This window comes from Fontibacter flavus, assembly GCF_042432905.1.
GTDB classification, from domain to species: Bacteria; Bacteroidota; Bacteroidia; order Cytophagales; family Cyclobacteriaceae; genus Fontibacter; species Fontibacter flavus.
The window spans coordinates 52,506-69,838 of record NZ_JBHLWI010000041.1; the positions used below are offsets into that span (position 1 = coordinate 52,506).

The window sequence follows — 17,333 nt, forward strand, 5'->3', positions numbered from 1 at the left end:
CATGCTACTGTGAACACGACTATGTTTCCATTACGGATTTTAATTACAGAAGATGACCATGTGTCAGCACTTCTGCTCAAAAAAGCGCTTGAAAAAAACAATCATCAAATCATCGGGATTTCTGATTCGGGTGAACAGGCCCTTGAGATCTTGGCAGAACACCATGCCGATATTGTGATGATGGATATCAATCTTGCCGGTGAATTGGATGGTATCCGGACTACTGAAATCATCAACGAGAAATATGATATTCCAGTCGTCTATCTCAGTGCCAGTTCTGATGCAGAGACTTTGACCAAGGTAGTGGGGACCAATCCCTCCGCCTATGTAATCAAGCCCTTTAATATCAGGGAATTGAATATGGTGATTGAATTGGCTATTTTCAAAGACAGGAAAGAGAAGGAGTTGCAGAAACTCAATAATGAACTTGAAGAGAAAGTACGTCAGCGGACCAAGGATTTGGCAGAGGCCAACAAGGAGTTGACCCGTGCCCTTGAGAAGGAAAGGGAAATCGGTGAACTAAAGTCAAGAATCGTTCTGAATGTTTCGCATGGTTTCAAGACACCTTTGACTTCTATATTAAGTTCTGCGCAGTTACTTCAGCAGTATGCGGAAAAGGATCATCCTTTTAAGGCGAAAATCATGAAGCATGCCGATAAAATTGAGCATTCTGTTAGGAACCTGAACAGCTTGCTGACATCTGTATTGTTTTTTGGCAAGGCCGATGCCAATAAAATTGATTACAAGCCTAAAAAGCTTTTTCTAAATGCCTTGATCAATGAAGTGGTGGATGTGGTGAAGGCCGGTAGTGAAAATGATGTAAAAATCAATTTGAAAATCGGCAAAATTCCCAAAACCATAACCTCAGATTCTGATTTATTATATCAGATTTTCGAAAACCTTCTATCCAATGCGGTGAAATATTCAAAAGATGGACAATCTGTTGAATTTGAAATGATCGAAGAGGATGGCTTTTTGAATGCAAAAATTATAGATCACGGGATAGGTATTCCGGAAAAAGAACAAGATCAGCTTTTTGACCGTTTCTTTAGAGCAAAGAATGTCGGTATTATTGAGGGGTCAGGTCTAGGTCTTTCAATTGTGAAAAAGTGCGTAGATGTTTTGGGAGGAGAAATCACTTTTGAAAGTCAGCAGAAAAAAGGGACCACATTCTTTGTCAAAATACCAATAAACAAGTAAAGATGCTTAAAGCGGAAAATTTAGAATTTTATTACAATCCAAATCAACGATTTAATATTCCTGACATTAACCTTTCCCCAGGAGGGCAATTGCTGATTCTTGGAAAATCAGGAAGTGGCAAGACCACTATTTTGAACATGTTGGGAGGCTTGTTGAAGCCAATTAAAGGAGAAATACTTATTGATGGTACTTCTTTGTATAGCCAGTCAGGTGCTGCATTGGACAAGTTTAGGGGAAGGAATATTGGCATCATTTTTCAAAAGCCCCATATCCTAGCTCCTTTGACAGTGGAAGAGAATTTAAGTTTGGCAAACTTCTTTTCTGGAAAAAGGGGAGACAAGAATGAAACTTTGCTAAAAGAGCTTGGTATTTTTGACAAAAGGAAAGCTAAAGTCAATACCCTTTCTGAAGGGGAGGCCCAGCGTGTTTCGATTGCCAGGGCATTGGCCAATTCCCCAAAAGTCATTTTGGCAGATGAACCTACTGCAAGCTTGGATGACGAAAATGCTTCAAATGTGGTGAAATTACTGAAAGAGCAAGCGGAAAAATTCAAAGCTGTTCTCATTATCGTCACGCATGACCAGCGGGTGAAAGATCATATTTCAAACCAAATAATTATGGGAGGTGAACTATGAACATGTTTAAGTTAAGCTGGAAATACCTCACCGCTAAACCTTTAAGTACAGGGTTGAATATTTTACTGCTGGCATTGGGTTTGGCTATCATTACAGTGCTTATCCTGATTCAGGATCAATTTGAAAACAAAATGACAAGGGATGCCCAAGGCATTGACCTGGTCGTAGGGGCCAAAGGAAGTCCCTTGCAACTGATTCTATCCAGCGTATATCATATAGATTTTCCTACTGGAAATATTGACATGAATGATGCGATGGCGCTCTCCAAAAACAGATTGGTGAAGAACATCATCCCAATGGGATTAGGTGATAATTATCAGGGCTATCGGATCGTGGGCACTAATTATGATTACATCGATCTTTATTCAGCAGAGATGGGAGAGGGTGAATTATGGAAGAAGCCGTTTGATGTAGTACTTGGTCATGAAGTAGCGATGAAATTGGGGTTGAATGTTGGGGATAATTTTGTGGGCTCTCATGGAATCGGCAGTAGTAGCCATGAACATGATGAGCATCCTTACATCATTACCGGCATTTTGACGCCAATGGGGAATGTTCTGGACAAACTGATTTTAACCAGTATTGAATCGGTATGGTATACCCATGATGAAGGTCATGATCATGATAAATTTGAAGCTGATGTGGCCCAAAGAGGTTTCCCTGAAACAGATGAAGACAGAGAAGTTACTTCTTTATTGGTTCAATACAGAAATCCTATGGCTGCTGTTCAATTGCCAAGATTTATCAACAGTAAGAGTGCTTTACAAGCAGCCTCACCTTCATTTGAAATTTCCAGGCTATTTGAATTGTTGGGAATTGGTGTCAAATTGATTCAGGGGCTTGCTGTGGTGATCATTGTGATAGCAGGTCTAGGTATATTTATTGCATTATTTAATTCACTGAAGGAAAGAAAATATGATCTTGCTGTGATGAGGACATTGGGGGCCTCAAGTGGGCAGTTGTTCCTGCATATCGTATTGGAAGGCGTCATCTTAACCGTATTAGGTGCACTGGTTGGAATATTGATGGGGCACCTTTTTCTTGCCATTGTCGTTATGCAGAATGAGCAAGGTGCAATCAGTGGTTTAAGTGCTCTGGTCTTTTTACAACAGGAGCTTTGGATCATTGCTTATGCTGTCATAGTAGGAGTTCTTGCCTCTCTTATCCCTGCATGGAACGCTTATCAAACAGATATTGCCAAACAGCTTACCAAATCATAACTTTGATCATTGATAAACATAGAAAAAATTAAGTTTCATGATATTTAAGAAAATTACATTAGCATTAGTATTAGCCTTAATTGGTTCTGTTGCTCTTGCCCAGACCTCACCAAATGTTTGGAGAGACCTTTCTGAAGTGACTTATAAAATCGGTCAGGATGAATTTGGAGAATTGTATATACCTGTATTCAGTGATAAAATCAAAAAACTAGAAGGTAAAGTAGTGGAGGCAGATGGTTATATCATTCCTTTTGAAGGAATGTTTAAGCCAGAACATATCATCTTATCTTCCCTTCCTTTGGCAGAATGCTTTTTCTGTGGATCAGGCGGTCCCGAAACGGTCATGGAGGTAATGATGAAAAACCCGATCAAGTATACTTCCAAAAGGGTAAAAGTGAGAGGGAAACTGACTTTGAATGATAAGGATCCTGAAAAGTTGATGTATATCCTTAAAGATGCTGAACTTTTGACCAATTAAAAAAAGCTCCGTTCTCAAACGGAGCTTTTTTGTTCCATGGCTTCAAAAGCAGTTAAAAGCTTTTTGGTCCTAGGGCCAGGATTTCCTTTTCCTATTTTAAACTCATTGATTGATGTGACAGGAAGGATTTTTTTTGTTGTACTGGTCATGAAAACTTCGTCCGCTTCCAGCAATTCAGATAAAGTAATTTGTCTAATTTCTGTGTCCGGAGCTAATTCCAATACGCGTTTTCTTGTAATTCCGTGAAGTATATGTTTATCGGGAGTTGATATTTGCCCGTCTTTCACAATGAAAATATTAGACCTAGAACTTTCGGAAATTATATTATTCAGGTGGTAAATAACATCTTCAGCGCCTTCTTTTTTCCAGGTAGCACTGTGCCATACCGGGAGGGCATAATTGGTGGTTTTGATGTCAGCTATTGCTCGGACATGTTCCAAAGCCAATAATTTCACACCCTTTTCATACTTTTCTTTTGCGGGGAAGTCCAAATCCTCACAGAAAATGAAAAGAGAACCTTTTGTTGGACTGAAATGGTTCTCAGATACGCCTCCGGTTAGGACCATTCTGATTCCTCCTGCTTCTAAGTCATTTTTTGCAATGAGCTCATGAATGATGGATCTGAGCTCCTCTTTGTTTAAGGTTAAAGAAAGATGGGTTTTTTCAGCAGATCTGATAAACCTGTCCAAATAGTCATTGAGAAAAAGAGGCCTGTAATTGAAGGTTCTGAAAAAATCAAAGATTCCATATCCTCTTATCAAGCCTATGTCCATAGGATGTATGCTCGCTTTTTCAGCTTCGATAATTGTGTCGTTTGCAAAGCAAAAATTTTTCATAATCAGCGTTACTTGATGTGTTTTCAAAAATACATATTCCCCAGGAAAAGAGGGTGTGTTTTTTTGAATCTCAAAATATTTTTTAAACAGATGAAATGTTAATTATTTCAATCAAAAACTGTATAATTTATAGTTAAAAATTAAGTATTGGGTACCTAAGTCATTTTTTTTAATTAATATTGCATATCAATTAATGAGAAAGCCTTGGGTTATGAAGTTTGTTTTTAAAAATCTTTTAGTTTTTTTCTTGTTTGCTACTGTTTCCTGCCAATCTGAAAAAAAAGATGAAGTTGGGGATTTGAAAGAAGAAGTTATAGCCATTCATGATGAAGTTATGCCCTTGATGGGGGAATTGAAATCATTGAAGAAAGAAGCTGATACTTTGGCTGAGCAGTTGAGTATGGAAGATTCTGTCATGCATCAGGAACGTATACAAGAATTAAAAGCACTTTCCAAGCAGCTTGATCAAGCCTTTGAAGGTATGTTTATTTGGATGAGGCAATTCAAGGCCCCTGAAGAGGACATGGAAAAATCCGAAGCGATTGAATACCTGAATGAACAGAAAGTAAAGGTTGAAAAAGTAAACAAAGATATCAAAGAAGCTTTGGCAACGGCAAAACAGGAACTTGATGAAATTTAATCCTTTTGTTCAAGGAATTCAGCCACTTTGTTGGCATCTATAACACCTTCACTATTACCCCATATATTGTAGAGATAAGACATAATTCTTGCTATTTCCAAATTGGTAAGTGTTGGATTGGCAGGCATAGGCTGGTTGTAGATGATGCCATTGACGGTTATTTCTCCTTGTTGGCCATACTTGATGATACGGGCCGTCCTAGCCATGTCTTCAGCCAAATAATCTGAATTTTTAAGAGGAGGGATGAGCTTTCCCAGTCCAGTACCATCTTGTTGATGACAGTTCGCGCAATAGGTGTCATAGAGGTTTTTGCCTTCTATGGCATACTGTAATACTTTGGTGTCTTTAATGGATGCAAGAGTCAGCTCTTTCTTTTCCTGCTTCGAATCACAGGAAAAGAAAATCATCATTATACTTCCAAGCAGCAATAAATTTCTATTCATTATTTATTGAGCAGTTTTGGAATATCATTCATCAATCTATTGACATGGTCTTCCATGGTGCCATCATATACGCCTCTGATTCGGCCTTTTTGATCTACCAGCACAAAAGCACCTGAATGCAATATTCCTCCCGGCTCATTTTTGTCTTCCATAGCTGTAGTCAAGTAGCTAGTTTGGCCGATTTCAAATATTTTTTCCTGGTCACCTGTAAGGAAGTTCCAGGTTTTGTCATCTTCCACCCCAATTCTGGCAGCATAATCTTTCAATAATTCTGCCGTGTCGTGCTCTGGATCCAATGTATGGCTCAAGATCATAAAATCTGGTTCATCCTTGAATTTCTCAAATACTCTGAGCATTTGGGTTTTCATAATCGGACAAATGGTAGGGCAGGTAGTGAAAAAGAAATCCGCAACATATACTTTTCCGGAAGTTGTGGAATTGGTAATTTCCTCGCCTTCCTGATTGGTAAATGAAAATTCAGCTATCTTATGGTAAACAGTATCTGCGACCACCTTTCCTTCCATTTCAAATTCGTTGATGTGCCAATTTCCAAGAATTGGTAAGGATTTATTAGTGTCTTCATCATTGGTTTTTTGAGAACATGACCAATTGGAAAAGACTATTGTCAATGTCAATACAATGAATGCTAAAATATTCTTCATGTTTTTGAACGGATTATTCATTTCCTTTTTCTCTAATCTTTTTGTACCATTTAATTCCCAACATCATCAAGATGCTAAGTGCTAGCAACCCTGCTATTCCCCAGACAACACTTATCAGGCTTTTTAGCACGATGAGGAATACAATGGCAAACAGTAGAACGGTTGCGACTTCATTCCACATTCTTAACTGTGTAGACGTCCATTTTGCTTTTCCGCTTTGCAAATCTTTATAAATTTTATGGCAAATAAAGTGATAAATGTACAATAGAAGCACAAATCCTAATTTGGCATGCATAAAACCCAACTGCATATAACCCCATCTGTAGAAAAGAACGCCAAAGCCAAAAATCAAAGTGAGGATTGCCGATGGCCAGGTAATGATGTACCAAAGTCTTTGGGCCATAAGATTCAGCTGCGGACTGAGGATATTTTTTTCGTATTCAGGTTTTTCCAAAGCCTCGGCCTGATAAATAAATAATCTTACAATGTAGAATAAGCCTGCAAACCAGGTGATAACAAAGATGATGTGCAGTGCTTTGAGATATTCGAAAGCCATCTTGAAATTTTTCTCCTAAATTAAGGCTTTAAATCTAAACTTTCTTCAGATATGTCTACCCGTTATGTGTTTTATGCCTTGATTCTTGTTGTCGCAGCTATTATGATCTGGATTATTTCTGAAACGGTTACCCAGCCAGGTATTTCAGATTTGGAGGGTGAGTTTGAAGAGTTGGCCTTTTATCGGAATGAAAATAATACTGGACCTATCGTGAGGATTTATGCGGTATATGCATCTGATACCCTTTGGGATCAAATGAAGTCCTATGGAGAATTCATGCCTCATACCAAATATGGTAATACAAGGGTTTATTTTTTTAATTCCAAAAAAAATGCGCCAAATGCACTTCGTTCTAATGAACCGAATTTTGACGAGGTTTATAATTCTTCCTGTATAGGGTTTTATGAAAAATCCTCAATGGGGCAAGAGCGGTTTGTGAAGTACCCTTTTAGATAAAAATGTCTAATTTTAAAAATCAGAATCTAAAGATAAGAACTTGAAGAAGAACCGTCTTTCTGTAGAAGAATATATCCAAGGGGTAATTGATAGGGATAGGGTAATCCTGAGCAGGGCTATTACATTAATTGAAAGTACACTGCCATCAGACCAAAAGATTGCTGAAAAAGTAATGGAAGGGATATTGCCACATTCTGGCAAATCCATCAGGATAGGGATTACTGGGGTACCGGGTGTAGGGAAAAGTACATTTATTGAAAGCTTTGGAAAGCTTCTTGTCGAAAAAGGACATCAGTTGGCAGTATTGGCGATTGATCCGAGTAGCCAAAAATCCCACGGAAGTATATTGGGAGATAAGACCAGAATGGAGAGTCTTGCTGCTGACAAGAGAGCCTATATTAGGCCTAGCCCTGCAGGATCTGCACTTGGGGGGGTTAGTGCGAAGACAAGGGAATCTATGCTCTTATGTGAGGCAGCAGGCTATGACGTGGTGCTGATTGAAACAGTTGGTGTGGGGCAGTCGGAAATTGCGGTTAAAGGAATGGTGGATTTCTTTTTATTGCTGATGCTGGCCGGTGCAGGAGATGAACTTCAAGGGATTAAGAAAGGGATAATTGAAATGTGTGATGCCTTGATCATCAATAAAGCCGATGGCGAAAATGTGGAAGCAGCCAAAAGAGCCAAAAGAGAGTATGCCAACGCCTTGCATTTGTTTCCTGCTAAGGAAAACGGTTGGTACCCAAAAGTGAAAGTGAGTTCGGCCATTGCCAAAACGGGCCTGGAGGAAATCTGGGGCATGATTGAGGAATTTAAGGGTAAGATGCTGTTCAATGGTTTTTTTGAAGAAAACAGGCAAGATCAACGAATCAACTGGATGCATGACCATATCCGCTTTCTGTTGGAAAGCAGGTTTTATCAGGACGAACTCATCAAAGGGAAAATTGATCAGGTGCTTCCTTTGATTAAATCAGGTCAGCAATCCGCAATTGCCAAAGCAAGGGAGTTGGTGGATTTATTTGTCCTCAATCAGATAGGTAGGGGTTCATGAAAAAAGTAAAGTTCCTTTAATATTTATTGAGGCAGTTTTTCAAAGAAAAATAGAAATCAGCTAGCGTTAAACAAAAAAATGCGATCAATAAGATCGCATTTTGAATTTCTTTTTGAGGTCATTGACCGAATTCCTGAAGGCGGTGTCAGTTTCCATGAGGTCATTGACTGTCTGCACGGCATGGATTACCGTACTATGATCTCTGCCGCCAAAATGGTATCCGATGGATTTCAAAGAATGGTTGGTAAATTCCTTTGAAAAATACATCGCTACCTGCCTTGCCGTTACGATTTCTTTCTTTCTGGTTTTGGCTTTCAGATCGTCAATTTTGATTTCAAAATAATCAGAGACTGTTTTCTGGATAAAATCAATACCTACCTCAGTTTCAATGTCCTTGACGATATTCTTCATGATGGTTTTCGCCAAAGCCAAGTCTATGTCAACTCTATTGAGAGAGGCATGGGCGATGAGGGAAATCATAACCCCTTCCAATTCGCGGACATTAGTGTCCACGGTATAAGCCAAATATTCGATGACGTCGTCCGGGATAAATATCCCTTCGGATTGCATTTTTCTTTTAATAATTGCCACCCTTGTTTCAAAGTCTGGCATTTGAAGATCTGCAGTCAGTCCCCATTTAAATCTTGAAAGTAATCTTTCTTCAAGGCCTTTCAGGTCTTTTGGGGGACAATCTGAGGTCATGATGATCTGCTTTTTATTTTGATGGAGATGGTTGAAAATGTGAAAGAACATCTCCTGAGTTCTATCTTTTCCCGCCAAAAACTGAATATCGTCTATGATCAAAACATCTACCTGCATGTAGAAATTTGTAAAGCTTTTCACGTTACCATCTTTGATGGAGTCCATGAATTGATTGACGAATTTCTCAGAGGAGACGTACAGTACAAATTTATCTTCAGGTCCGTTTTTAATTTCGTTGCCGATAGCTTGCACCAAGTGTGTTTTGCCAAGCCCAACCCCACCATATACCATCAAAGGATTGAAAGAGGTGATGCCTGGTTTGGTGGCTACAGCAAAGCCGGCCGATCGAGCAAGTCTGTTGCAGTCCCCTTCAATGTAGGTGTTGAAAGTGTAGTTGGGATTTAAATTGGATTGCAATAGCATGTCACTATTCAATGTTTGCATATCGAATGGACTTTTGCTTTCCGCTGCGGCTACTGCTTTTTTTGGATTAGTGGTGCCTGAATTCCCTTGCGGGTAACTGACCACGTATGGTTGATTTTGGGAATTCCCTCTATCCACCACCACGGCATACTCTAATCTTCCATTTGGACCTAAGGTAGATTTGATGGCTAACTTTAAAACCTGAACATAGTTATCTTCCAGCCATTCATAGAAAAATTGACTAGGTACCTGGATTGTGAGGCTGCTTCCCTCTAGACGTACAGGGTTTATTGGTTTAAACCAAGTCGAAAAACTCTGCTCATTGACGTGCTGTTCGATTACACGCAAACATTCACTCCAAACTGCATTAGCCTCTGAACTCATTTGGTACTTTTAGTAAATCGCTTAAATATTAGTGTTTTAGATCTTAACCCTGCATTTTCTGGGGGCATCAAATTTGGGGAAAATATATTTAAATAAAAAATCAAAATAGGCTTGACTTTCTAATAAATAAGTAAACTTTTGGTACTCGCATAATTTATTTTGTGCTCTTTACTAAACACAAAATCTATTTTTCCTAGACGGGTTGCGGCAGTACCTACCTGATGTATTAAAGTTTTGTGGCCTTCTTGATTTTCCACTGTTGTTGGTGCTTCTAGAAATGTGTGTGTATGTCCACCTATAATAAGGTCAATTCCACTGACTTGGCTGGCAAGTTTCAGGTCGTCCATTTTATTGCTTTTGTATGAATAGCCCAAATGTGAAAGACAAATAATCAAATCACACTTTTTGTTTTTTAAATCTTGAACCATTTCATGAGCTATTCCAACAGGGTCCAAATATTTTGTTTCTTGGAAGTTTTTCCTGCCTACTAATCCCTGCAATTCAATGCCTATTCCAAAAACACCTATACGAATTCCTGATTTTTTGAAGATTTTGTAGGGTAAGGTGTGGTTTTTGAGAATGGTTCGGGAAAAATCATAATTGGAGCATATGTGAGGGAAATCTGCATGCGGCAATTGGTTCAAAATTCCTTCCAACCCGTTGTCAAACTCATGGTTGCCCAAAGTAGAAGCATCGTACCCCATTTTACTCATCAATTTGAACTCCAGTTCACCTCCATAAAAATTAAAATATGGGGTGCCTTGGAAAACATCCCCGGCATCCAAAAGCAGGATATTGTCTTGTTCTGTCCTTATTTGACCGACCAATGTGGCGAGTTTGGTCATTCCGCCTTGATCGGCAAACCTTCCTCCATCATTTGGGAATGGTTCTATTCTGGAGTGCATGTCATTGGTGTGGAGAACGGTGAGTGTTTTTCCCTTTGAAAAGAGATCCTCTGCCATGATGGGATTCCCAATGGAAAGTGCAGCGCCAGTCAAAAGACTGTGTTTGATGAAATCTCTTCTTTTCATGTTATTTGAAATTTTGTCTTCCCTCAATTTGTGCTGAAATGATTTCTCCTCTTGAAGTCCTGAGCTTAATTCTATCTATCAACAATTCTCTCAAAAGAATTGTAGACTGTTCTTTTCTAGGTAAATCAGTAAGCATATCCATACCATCCCCTCCATTTGCCAAATAATCATTTACAGCAAGTAAGTAGGTTTTGCCTTCTTCTACTTGCTTTCCATTGACCAAGAGTTTGGTCAGTTCTTCACTTTGGGATTCTATGTACAGGCCATTAATGCCCAGAATTTTTGTCTGGGCAGCAAATTCAGCTAGATTTACTACTTGTTCTGCGTTAAGCTCTAGCACATAGAGGTAGTTGTCAAATGGGGAAATTTCAAAAATATTTCCTAGTGTAATATTGCCTTTTGGGAGGGTATTCCTGATGCCTCCATTATTGATAATGGAAATGTCTATGTTGTAACCAAAATACTCTTCTGCATATTCCTTTTGCAGGTCAGCCACCAAGTTTCCTATTGGTGTTTCACCTGTCCCTGTTTTTAGAATGGTCTCCTTTGTTTGACCGATAACCGAATTCATTTCGGCCTCAAGTTTAATCTTATAAGGCGCAACAAAATTTCTAAGGTTTGGGTCTTCCTTTATCTCTGATCCTAAAACAAAAAATTCTGTATTTGCAGAACTGTAAATTTTGGGGCTGCATTGGGAAAGCAAAAACAATCCCGTGAGGAGGACTAAGCTGTATGCAAATTTATTTTTGGTCATGTTTCAAATTGCTTCAAATAATGGGTTTTAAAACTTCTACCTCTTATTTTTGGTCAATAAAGATAGCTTATAATCCCTAATCGCTAAGTGCAACTGGGAGAAAAAGGTTTATTCTTTAACTTACTAAAATATAAACCCAATATGAATAACAGCCTTTTTGATGAATTTCAACAAGTAACTAAGGATGACTGGGTCCGACAGGCTATAAAAGACCTCAAGGGTAAAGACTTTGAAAAGGAATTGGTTTCCAAAACTTTAGATGGGATTCAGGTCCAACCTTTTTACGCTAAGGAAGATTTGGAGGGATTGGATCTGGTGAAATCTTACCAAAATCAAGTAAATCCCAAGTCCCATGTTCCGGGTCTTCCTCCGAGGAACTGGTCCAATGTATTTTCTGTATCGGTTAAGGATGAGAAATCGGACAATAGGGAAATTTTGGATGCATTACAAAATGGTTCAGACGCCTTATTGCTCCATTTGGAAGGGGATGAGAATTTAGATGATTTGTTGAAAGGAGTGGGCTTAGAATATATTCAGATTTTCCTTCAACCGGTAGGGGATGCATTAAAAGTGGCGAAGTTGTTTGTTCAATGGTTGATCAAGAATAACCTCTTGCCTGAAGGGATTCATGGAGCCCTTTTATTTGATTTTTATGCTGAACTGTTGGTAGCTAAGAGGCCGATTGATAGAATTGTCAGTGAAGCCAAACAGCTTTTGGAAATTTTTAAGCCATTTAAAGGATTCAAGGTTTTCTCCATTAATTATGCTTTTTATCATAATGCCGGGGCTAGTACCGTGCAGGAATTATCTTTTGCAACTGGAGCGTATATTGATCTGTTAGATACTTTAACTGAATCAGGATTAAATGCACATGAAATCTTTGAGAAAACTGTTCTGCATACCGCTATAGGCTCTTCTTATTTTGAGGAGGTCAGTAAGCTACGGGCAATGAGGATTCTCTTTCATCAGCTAGGACTGTTATACGGCGTAAATATTCATCCAGAGGAGATTTTTATATTTTCAGAAACCAGCAGTTGGTCGAAATCTCCATTTGATGTCAATACCAATATGTTGAGGAATACCACTGAAACCATGTCTGCTATTCTAGGGGGTACATCTGCTCTATTGGTCAGACCTCATGATGAGGTGAATGGGCAGGAAAACTCATTTTCCAAAAGGATGGCACGCAATATTTCCAATATCCTGAGAGAAGAAAGTTACATGGATAAAGTAGTTGACCCTGTAGCAGGTAGTTATTATCTGGAAAGCATGACCTTTGAAATTTTGAAGATGGTCAAAATGAAGTTGGAAGAAATTGAGGTTAAAGGTGGTTGGTCCCAGCTGTATTTTAATCACTCAATTCAGCGGGAAGTAAAAGCTGTCCGGAAATCACGTCAGGAAAGCATTCTTGAAGGGGCAAAGGCAAAAATAGGTTCGAATAAATATCGGTTGAATGAAGAAGAATCAACCGCATTTGCTTCGAAAGAATTATCCGAACAGGAATGGATGCTGTTGGCAAGCAGAGAAACTATTTTGTTAGAATCTTCTAAAACTTTGAAGTCATGAGACCCCAAATAAATCAACTAAACATCGATTCAAATCATCATAAATTTTCTGAAGAGCAGGAGGTTTGGGAGACAGCAGAAAAGATTGAAGTGCCACCTGTAATCAATCAGGAAAAAATACAAGCTTTAACGCATCTTGAATTCTCTGCTGGAATTCCGCCCTACTTAAGGGGTCCATATTCTACGATGTATGTAATGCGTCCATGGACCATCAGGCAATATGCAGGATTTTCCACAGCGGAGGAGTCCAATGCTTTTTATAGGAGAAATTTGGCTGCCGGGCAAAAAGGGCTTTCAGTAGCATTTGATCTGGCAACTCACCGGGGTTATGACTCTGACCATCCAAGGGTGGTAGGAGACGTTGGTAAAGCAGGTGTGGCGATTGACTCTGTTTTGGATATGAAAATCCTATTTGACGGGATTCCTTTGGACCAAATGTCAGTTTCCATGACCATGAATGGGGCTGTGATTCCTGTTCTTGCATTTTTTATAGTGGCAGCTGAAGAGCAGGGGGTAAGACCGGAGAAATTGAGTGGGACTATTCAGAATGATATTCTGAAAGAATTCATGGTCAGGAATACCTACATCTATCCACCTCAGCCGTCCATGCGTATTATTGCGGATATTTTTGAATATACTTCGAAAAACATGCCCAAGTTCAACTCCATTTCTATTTCCGGCTATCATATGCAGGAGGCTGGTGCTACAGCGGAACTGGAATTGGCTTATACTTTGGCTGATGGATTAGAATACCTGAGGACAGGGATTGCGTCAGGACTTGATATTGATGATTTTGCACCAAGGCTTTCATTCTTTTGGGCGATTGGCATGAATCATTTTATGGAAATAGCCAAAATGCGGGCTGGACGATTGCTCTGGGCTAAGATTGTAAAACAATTCAATCCAAAAGATTCAAAGTCCTTGGCATTGAGGACACATTGCCAGACTTCTGGCTGGTCTTTGACCGAACAGGATGCCTTTAACAATGTCACAAGAACAGCAGTGGAGGCAATGGCTGCGGCACTTGGACACACCCAATCATTGCATACCAATTCCTTTGATGAGGCCATAGCACTACCTACTGATTTTTCAGCAAGAATAGCCAGAAATACCCAGTTATACCTTCAGGAAGAAACGGGGATTACGAAGGTGGTAGATCCTTGGGGAGGATCCCATTATGTGGAGTACCTCACAGATCAATTGGTGAAAAAAGCTTGGGCTTTGATACAGGAGGTTGAATCCTTGGGAGGTATGGCCAAAGCTATTGAAGCAGGAATTCCAAAAATGAGGATAGAAGAAGCGGCAGCCAGGAAACAGGCGAGGATTGATAGTGGAAAAGACATTATTGTCGGAGTAAACAGGTATCAAACTGATGAGGATACATCGTTTGATATCCTAGAAGTAGATAATAATGCTGTCAGGATTTCCCAGATCGAGCGTTTGAACCGCATGAAGGAGGAAAGGAATCAGGAAGAAGTAGAGAAAGCCTTGTTTGAAATCACGATGGCCGCAAAAACTGGCAGTGGGAATTTATTGGAGTTGGCAGTGGATGCAGCTAGAAAAAGAGCTACTTTAGGAGAAATATCCGATGCCATGGAAAAGGAATTCGGAAGGCATAAGGCAACTGTCAAATCTATATCAGGCGTGTATTCAGGAGAAGCAAAAAGTGACAAGAGTTTTAATGAGGCCAAAGCCTTAGCGGATCAGTTTGCGGCTCTGGAAGGTAGAAGACCAAGGATTATGGTGGCAAAAATGGGTCAGGATGGTCACGATCGAGGAGCTAAAGTGATCGCAACTGGCTTTGCTGATCTTGGATTTGACGTGGATATCGGGCCGCTTTTCCAGACTCCCGAGGAGGTAGCCATGCAGGCGGTGGAGAATGATGTCCATATTGTTGGTGCGTCTTCCTTGGCCGCTGGGCATAAAACCTTGGTTCCTGCTTTGATTGAGGAACTCAAAAGACTTGGAAGAGAGGATATCATGGTGATTGCTGGAGGGGTGATCCCTCCGAAAGATTATGATTATTTATATCAGGCGGGAGTGTCTGCAGTCTTTGGGCCAGGCACTATCCTGTCTAAAGCGGCCATTGAAATATTGAATAAATTAATGGAGGCGTAGTTTGCCTCTATTATTTTTTTAAATTGAAAACATGAAATCGATTACTTTAATTTTTGATGATGAGCTATCTGAGGAGGTAAACAAAAAGATTATTCCGCTTTTTGAGAACCACCTAAAGATTACTGTTCCTTATTCTAAATGTAAAGATTTTGCATTTGGGGAAAATGAATTTTTGGTCTTCTATATTTCTGATCAGCAATTCAGAGACTTGATCGAGACAGTAATTGAAAAGCATTTAAAGATGGGTTTTCTTCCCCATCCAAGGCTGGAAGAAGTTGCTCAGGGTTTCGGTGTGTCTTCAAGTCTTGAGGTTGGGGTCGAAAATATTTTACAGACTGAAGAAACTGTGGAGATGGATGTTTTGTATGCAAATGGACAGCCTGTTTTCAATTCCATGGCAATAGGCAATACTTTCAGTCTACTACATGCAGGTGATTTAGGGAAGAAAGGGTTTTTTAAATATTTTTTTCACTTAAAAATATTTTTCTCTACGTTGAAGCGGGCAAAGTTACATGATCTCAAATTAAATTGGTCAACCGAATCTTCGGAAAAAAGGGAAAAGGACCTTGAAACGGCAATATTGGGTATGGTAGTGGTTCAGCATGGTAAAAGTTCCATTCTTTCAAGGAGAGTACTCGAAGATTCAGACCCAAATGATGGGATGATGAATTGCCTTATTTTGGCGCCTCAAAGTATTTGGGAGGTCCTTAAATTCGGACTTTATAATATTTTTAAGTCTTCCAAAAGCCAGAAATTACCTAGTTATGTAGCGCATTTGAAAACTGATAAGGTTTATGTTTCCAGTAAACAGAATATTGATTTTGCAATTGACAATATATTGATCAGTGCTAAAGAAATCGTTTTGGAGGTTAAGCCCAAACAAATTAATGTAGTACCCGGAAAATTTTTACTGACAAAAAGAGATGTTGATACCAAAAGAATAATCAAGGTTCAAAACCTGCCTCAAGGTGAATTGAGGTATGAACTTTTACAGCGAAATCTACCATTGACCAATCATGCAACGGCTGAAGAGTTTAAATGGTTGTTTACTATATTACGTGAAAATTCCCGTCTGAATTCGAGCTATTTGGTTCTCATGGCATTGGCGACAATAATTGCCACATTTGGACTTTTCGGTAATTCAACACCAGTTATCATCGGTGCGATGATCTTAGCACCTTTGATGGCTCCGATTATTTCATTGGCTATGGGTGTTCTCAGGCAGGATCAAAACCTGATCAAAAACAGTTTTATTACCATTGGTGTTGGGATGGCATTGGGTTATGTGTTTGCGATCCTAATCACTTGGTTTACGCCATTAAACTCCCTTAATAGTGAAATCCTTGCCAGAATCAGGCCTAACCTACTGGATTTGGGAGTTGCCGCTGCATCTGGAGTGGCTGGAGCTTATGCCCATGCCAAGAAAGAAATTGCCAAAACGTTGGCGGGGGTAGCGATTGCAGTAGCTTTGGTGCCCCCTCTTGCAGTATCTGGAATAGGTTTTGGCTGGGGGGATTGGTCTGTTTTCTGGGGAGCCCTACTTTTATTGGGGACTAACCTGGCAGGAATGGTACTGGCAGCAGCCTTGACATTTTTGGTTTTAGGTTTCAGTCCTTTCAGATTAGCGCAAAAAGGTCTGATGATTTCACTGTTTTTTGTTGCCTTGATCAGCGCTCCATTGGCCCTAGGATTTACTGAAATGGTGAAAGAAAATAAACTTATCCAAAAACTGGCTGGTCAGGAAATCAAACAAGGTAAATTACGCGATATTCATGTTCTTCAAATGAGCCCAATAAGGTTATCGATGACAGTCGTTTCAGAATCCCCATTGGATATCCACGAACTGGAAGAGGTCAAGCAAGAGATCGAAGCAATTGTTGGAGAAGAGATTGAGATAGAATTGTCAGTGGCAATTAAGTTTTAAGTCTGTCCAATTGCAGGACTTTTTAATAGGATTCTTGAAGCTTCTCTAACTGAAGTTTTTGGATTTTGCCTTTATTGGGATTATTAAATGGCTTGAAAATTATGATGTTATGAATAAAATATAGATGTATATATTAATGCCGTTTAGTTAGTGGTTAATTAACTGAAATTCATTATATTAGAGATATAAAATAAGGCTTCCGAAAGCAGGGAGTGCTGGAAGCCTTAAAACTTTAATTGTAAATGAATTCAAGTTAAA

General features: G+C 39.4%; 17 protein-coding genes. 10 read left to right on the top strand and 7 right to left on the bottom strand.

Going from position 1 to position 17,333, the window contains the following annotated elements:
• Positions 1-21 precede the first annotated feature (21 nt).
• From ACFFIP_RS15220 to ACFFIP_RS15235, 4 genes are read left to right on the top strand one after another with little or no spacing between them, the layout of a single operon-like run.
• On the top strand, positions 22-1,200 hold the full coding sequence (locus ACFFIP_RS15220) for a hybrid sensor histidine kinase/response regulator (protein WP_382388553.1): 1,179 nt from the start codon (positions 22-24) through the stop codon (positions 1,198-1,200).
• A 2-nt stretch (positions 1,201-1,202) separates the two neighbouring features.
• A complete protein-coding gene (locus ACFFIP_RS15225) occupies positions 1,203-1,835 on the top strand; it encodes an ABC transporter ATP-binding protein (protein WP_382388554.1) in 633 nt (210 codons plus the stop codon).
• Positions 1,832-3,055 (top strand): ABC transporter permease, encoded by a 1,224-nt coding sequence (locus tag ACFFIP_RS15230; RefSeq protein WP_382388555.1) that lies wholly within the window; start codon positions 1,832-1,834, stop codon positions 3,053-3,055. The genes ACFFIP_RS15225 and ACFFIP_RS15230 overlap by 4 nt, the downstream gene beginning before the upstream one ends.
• A 37-nt stretch (positions 3,056-3,092) precedes the next feature.
• Complete coding sequence (locus tag ACFFIP_RS15235) at positions 3,093-3,533, top strand: hypothetical protein (RefSeq protein ID WP_382388556.1); 441 nt, start codon at positions 3,093-3,095, stop codon at positions 3,531-3,533.
• Between the two features lie 14 nt (positions 3,534-3,547).
• Here ACFFIP_RS15235 and ACFFIP_RS15240 read toward each other — a convergent pair whose 3' ends face one another.
• A complete protein-coding gene (locus ACFFIP_RS15240; RefSeq protein ID WP_382388557.1) occupies positions 3,548-4,369 on the bottom strand; it encodes an aminotransferase class IV in 822 nt (273 codons plus the stop codon).
• Between the two features lie 211 nt (positions 4,370-4,580).
• Here ACFFIP_RS15240 and ACFFIP_RS15245 point away from each other — a divergent pair, with 211 nt between their 5' ends.
• Complete coding sequence (locus ACFFIP_RS15245; protein WP_382388558.1) at positions 4,581-5,009, top strand: hypothetical protein; 429 nt, start codon at positions 4,581-4,583, stop codon at positions 5,007-5,009.
• Here the strand turns inward: ACFFIP_RS15245 and ACFFIP_RS15250 are convergent.
• Genes ACFFIP_RS15250 through ACFFIP_RS15260 form a run of 3 tightly spaced genes read right to left on the bottom strand, consistent with a single transcriptional unit; the run spans position 5,006 to position 6,670 of the window.
• A complete protein-coding gene (locus ACFFIP_RS15250; protein ID WP_382388559.1) occupies positions 5,006-5,452 on the bottom strand; it encodes a c-type cytochrome in 447 nt (148 codons plus the stop codon). The two genes, ACFFIP_RS15245 and ACFFIP_RS15250, sit on opposite strands and share 4 nt — an antisense overlap.
• Complete coding sequence (locus ACFFIP_RS15255; protein WP_382388560.1) at positions 5,452-6,114, bottom strand: SCO family protein; 663 nt, start codon at positions 6,112-6,114, stop codon at positions 5,452-5,454. Before ACFFIP_RS15255 ends, ACFFIP_RS15250 begins: the two co-directional genes overlap by 1 nt.
• Positions 6,115-6,127: 13 nt before the next feature.
• Positions 6,128-6,670: a CopD family protein gene (locus tag ACFFIP_RS15260; protein ID WP_382388561.1), complete on the bottom strand. Its 543-nt coding sequence runs from the start codon at positions 6,668-6,670 to the stop codon at positions 6,128-6,130.
• A 51-nt stretch (positions 6,671-6,721) separates the two neighbouring features.
• Here ACFFIP_RS15260 and ACFFIP_RS15265 point away from each other — a divergent pair, with 51 nt between their 5' ends.
• Together ACFFIP_RS15265 and meaB are read left to right on the top strand one after the other, a co-directional pair.
• A complete protein-coding gene (locus ACFFIP_RS15265) occupies positions 6,722-7,126 on the top strand; it encodes a hypothetical protein (protein WP_382388562.1) in 405 nt (134 codons plus the stop codon).
• Between the two features lie 40 nt (positions 7,127-7,166).
• Positions 7,167-8,174: a methylmalonyl Co-A mutase-associated GTPase MeaB gene (gene meaB, locus ACFFIP_RS15270; RefSeq protein ID WP_382388563.1), complete on the top strand. Its 1,008-nt coding sequence runs from the start codon at positions 7,167-7,169 to the stop codon at positions 8,172-8,174.
• Between the two features lie 84 nt (positions 8,175-8,258).
• Here the strand turns inward: meaB and dnaA are convergent, their stop codons facing one another.
• The 3 genes from dnaA to ACFFIP_RS15285 form a co-directional block, all read right to left on the bottom strand.
• Complete coding sequence (dnaA, locus tag ACFFIP_RS15275) at positions 8,259-9,683, bottom strand: chromosomal replication initiator protein DnaA (protein WP_382388564.1); 1,425 nt, start codon at positions 9,681-9,683, stop codon at positions 8,259-8,261.
• 119 nt (positions 9,684-9,802) lie between these two features.
• Positions 9,803-10,714 (bottom strand): bifunctional metallophosphatase/5'-nucleotidase, encoded by a 912-nt coding sequence (locus tag ACFFIP_RS15280; RefSeq protein WP_382388565.1) that lies wholly within the window; start codon positions 10,712-10,714, stop codon positions 9,803-9,805.
• 1 nt (position 10,715) lies between these two features.
• A complete protein-coding gene (locus tag ACFFIP_RS15285; protein ID WP_382388566.1) occupies positions 10,716-11,468 on the bottom strand; it encodes a 5'-nucleotidase C-terminal domain-containing protein in 753 nt (250 codons plus the stop codon).
• A gap of 141 nt (positions 11,469-11,609) precedes the next feature.
• Between ACFFIP_RS15285 and ACFFIP_RS15290 the strand changes: the two genes are divergently transcribed.
• From ACFFIP_RS15290 to ACFFIP_RS15300, 3 genes are read left to right on the top strand one after another with little or no spacing between them, the layout of a single operon-like run.
• Positions 11,610-13,034, top strand: a complete 1,425-nt coding sequence (locus ACFFIP_RS15290) for a methylmalonyl-CoA mutase family protein (RefSeq protein ID WP_382388567.1) — start codon at positions 11,610-11,612, stop codon at positions 13,032-13,034.
• Positions 13,031-15,151: a methylmalonyl-CoA mutase gene (gene scpA / locus ACFFIP_RS15295; protein ID WP_382388568.1), complete on the top strand. Its 2,121-nt coding sequence runs from the start codon at positions 13,031-13,033 to the stop codon at positions 15,149-15,151. Before ACFFIP_RS15290 ends, scpA begins: the two co-directional genes overlap by 4 nt.
• A 31-nt stretch (positions 15,152-15,182) precedes the next feature.
• Positions 15,183-17,075, top strand: a complete 1,893-nt coding sequence (locus ACFFIP_RS15300) for a TIGR00341 family protein (RefSeq protein WP_382388569.1) — start codon at positions 15,183-15,185, stop codon at positions 17,073-17,075.
• The last annotated feature ends 258 nt before the right edge of the window (positions 17,076-17,333 follow it).

What these genes read in the sequence shown, in the direction of transcription:
- ACFFIP_RS15220 (WP_382388553.1), top strand. Translation starts at nt 22, where the DNA reads ATGTTTCCATTACGGATTTTAATTACAGAAGATGACCATGTGTCAGCA.
- ACFFIP_RS15225 (WP_382388554.1), top strand. Translation starts at nt 1,203, where the DNA reads ATGCTTAAAGCGGAAAATTTAGAATTTTATTACAATCCAAATCAACGA.
- ACFFIP_RS15230 (WP_382388555.1), top strand. Translation starts at nt 1,832, where the DNA reads ATGAACATGTTTAAGTTAAGCTGGAAATACCTCACCGCTAAACCTTTA.
- ACFFIP_RS15235 (WP_382388556.1), top strand. Translation starts at nt 3,093, where the DNA reads ATGATATTTAAGAAAATTACATTAGCATTAGTATTAGCCTTAATTGGT.
- ACFFIP_RS15240 (WP_382388557.1), bottom strand. Translation starts at nt 4,369, where the DNA reads ATGAAAAATTTTTGCTTTGCAAACGACACAATTATCGAAGCTGAAAAA.
- ACFFIP_RS15245 (WP_382388558.1), top strand. Translation starts at nt 4,581, where the DNA reads ATGAAGTTTGTTTTTAAAAATCTTTTAGTTTTTTTCTTGTTTGCTACT.
- ACFFIP_RS15250 (WP_382388559.1), bottom strand. Translation starts at nt 5,452, where the DNA reads ATGAATAGAAATTTATTGCTGCTTGGAAGTATAATGATGATTTTCTTT.
- ACFFIP_RS15255 (WP_382388560.1), bottom strand. Translation starts at nt 6,114, where the DNA reads ATGAAGAATATTTTAGCATTCATTGTATTGACATTGACAATAGTCTTT.
- ACFFIP_RS15260 (WP_382388561.1), bottom strand. Translation starts at nt 6,670, where the DNA reads ATGGCTTTCGAATATCTCAAAGCACTGCACATCATCTTTGTTATCACC.
- ACFFIP_RS15265 (WP_382388562.1), top strand. Translation starts at nt 6,722, where the DNA reads ATGTCTACCCGTTATGTGTTTTATGCCTTGATTCTTGTTGTCGCAGCT.
- dnaA (WP_382388564.1), bottom strand. Translation starts at nt 9,683, where the DNA reads ATGAGTTCAGAGGCTAATGCAGTTTGGAGTGAATGTTTGCGTGTAATC.
- ACFFIP_RS15280 (WP_382388565.1), bottom strand. Translation starts at nt 10,714, where the DNA reads ATGAAAAGAAGAGATTTCATCAAACACAGTCTTTTGACTGGCGCTGCA.
- ACFFIP_RS15285 (WP_382388566.1), bottom strand. Translation starts at nt 11,468, where the DNA reads ATGACCAAAAATAAATTTGCATACAGCTTAGTCCTCCTCACGGGATTG.
- ACFFIP_RS15290 (WP_382388567.1), top strand. Translation starts at nt 11,610, where the DNA reads ATGAATAACAGCCTTTTTGATGAATTTCAACAAGTAACTAAGGATGAC.
- scpA (WP_382388568.1), top strand. Translation starts at nt 13,031, where the DNA reads ATGAGACCCCAAATAAATCAACTAAACATCGATTCAAATCATCATAAA.
- ACFFIP_RS15300 (WP_382388569.1), top strand. Translation starts at nt 15,183, where the DNA reads ATGAAATCGATTACTTTAATTTTTGATGATGAGCTATCTGAGGAGGTA.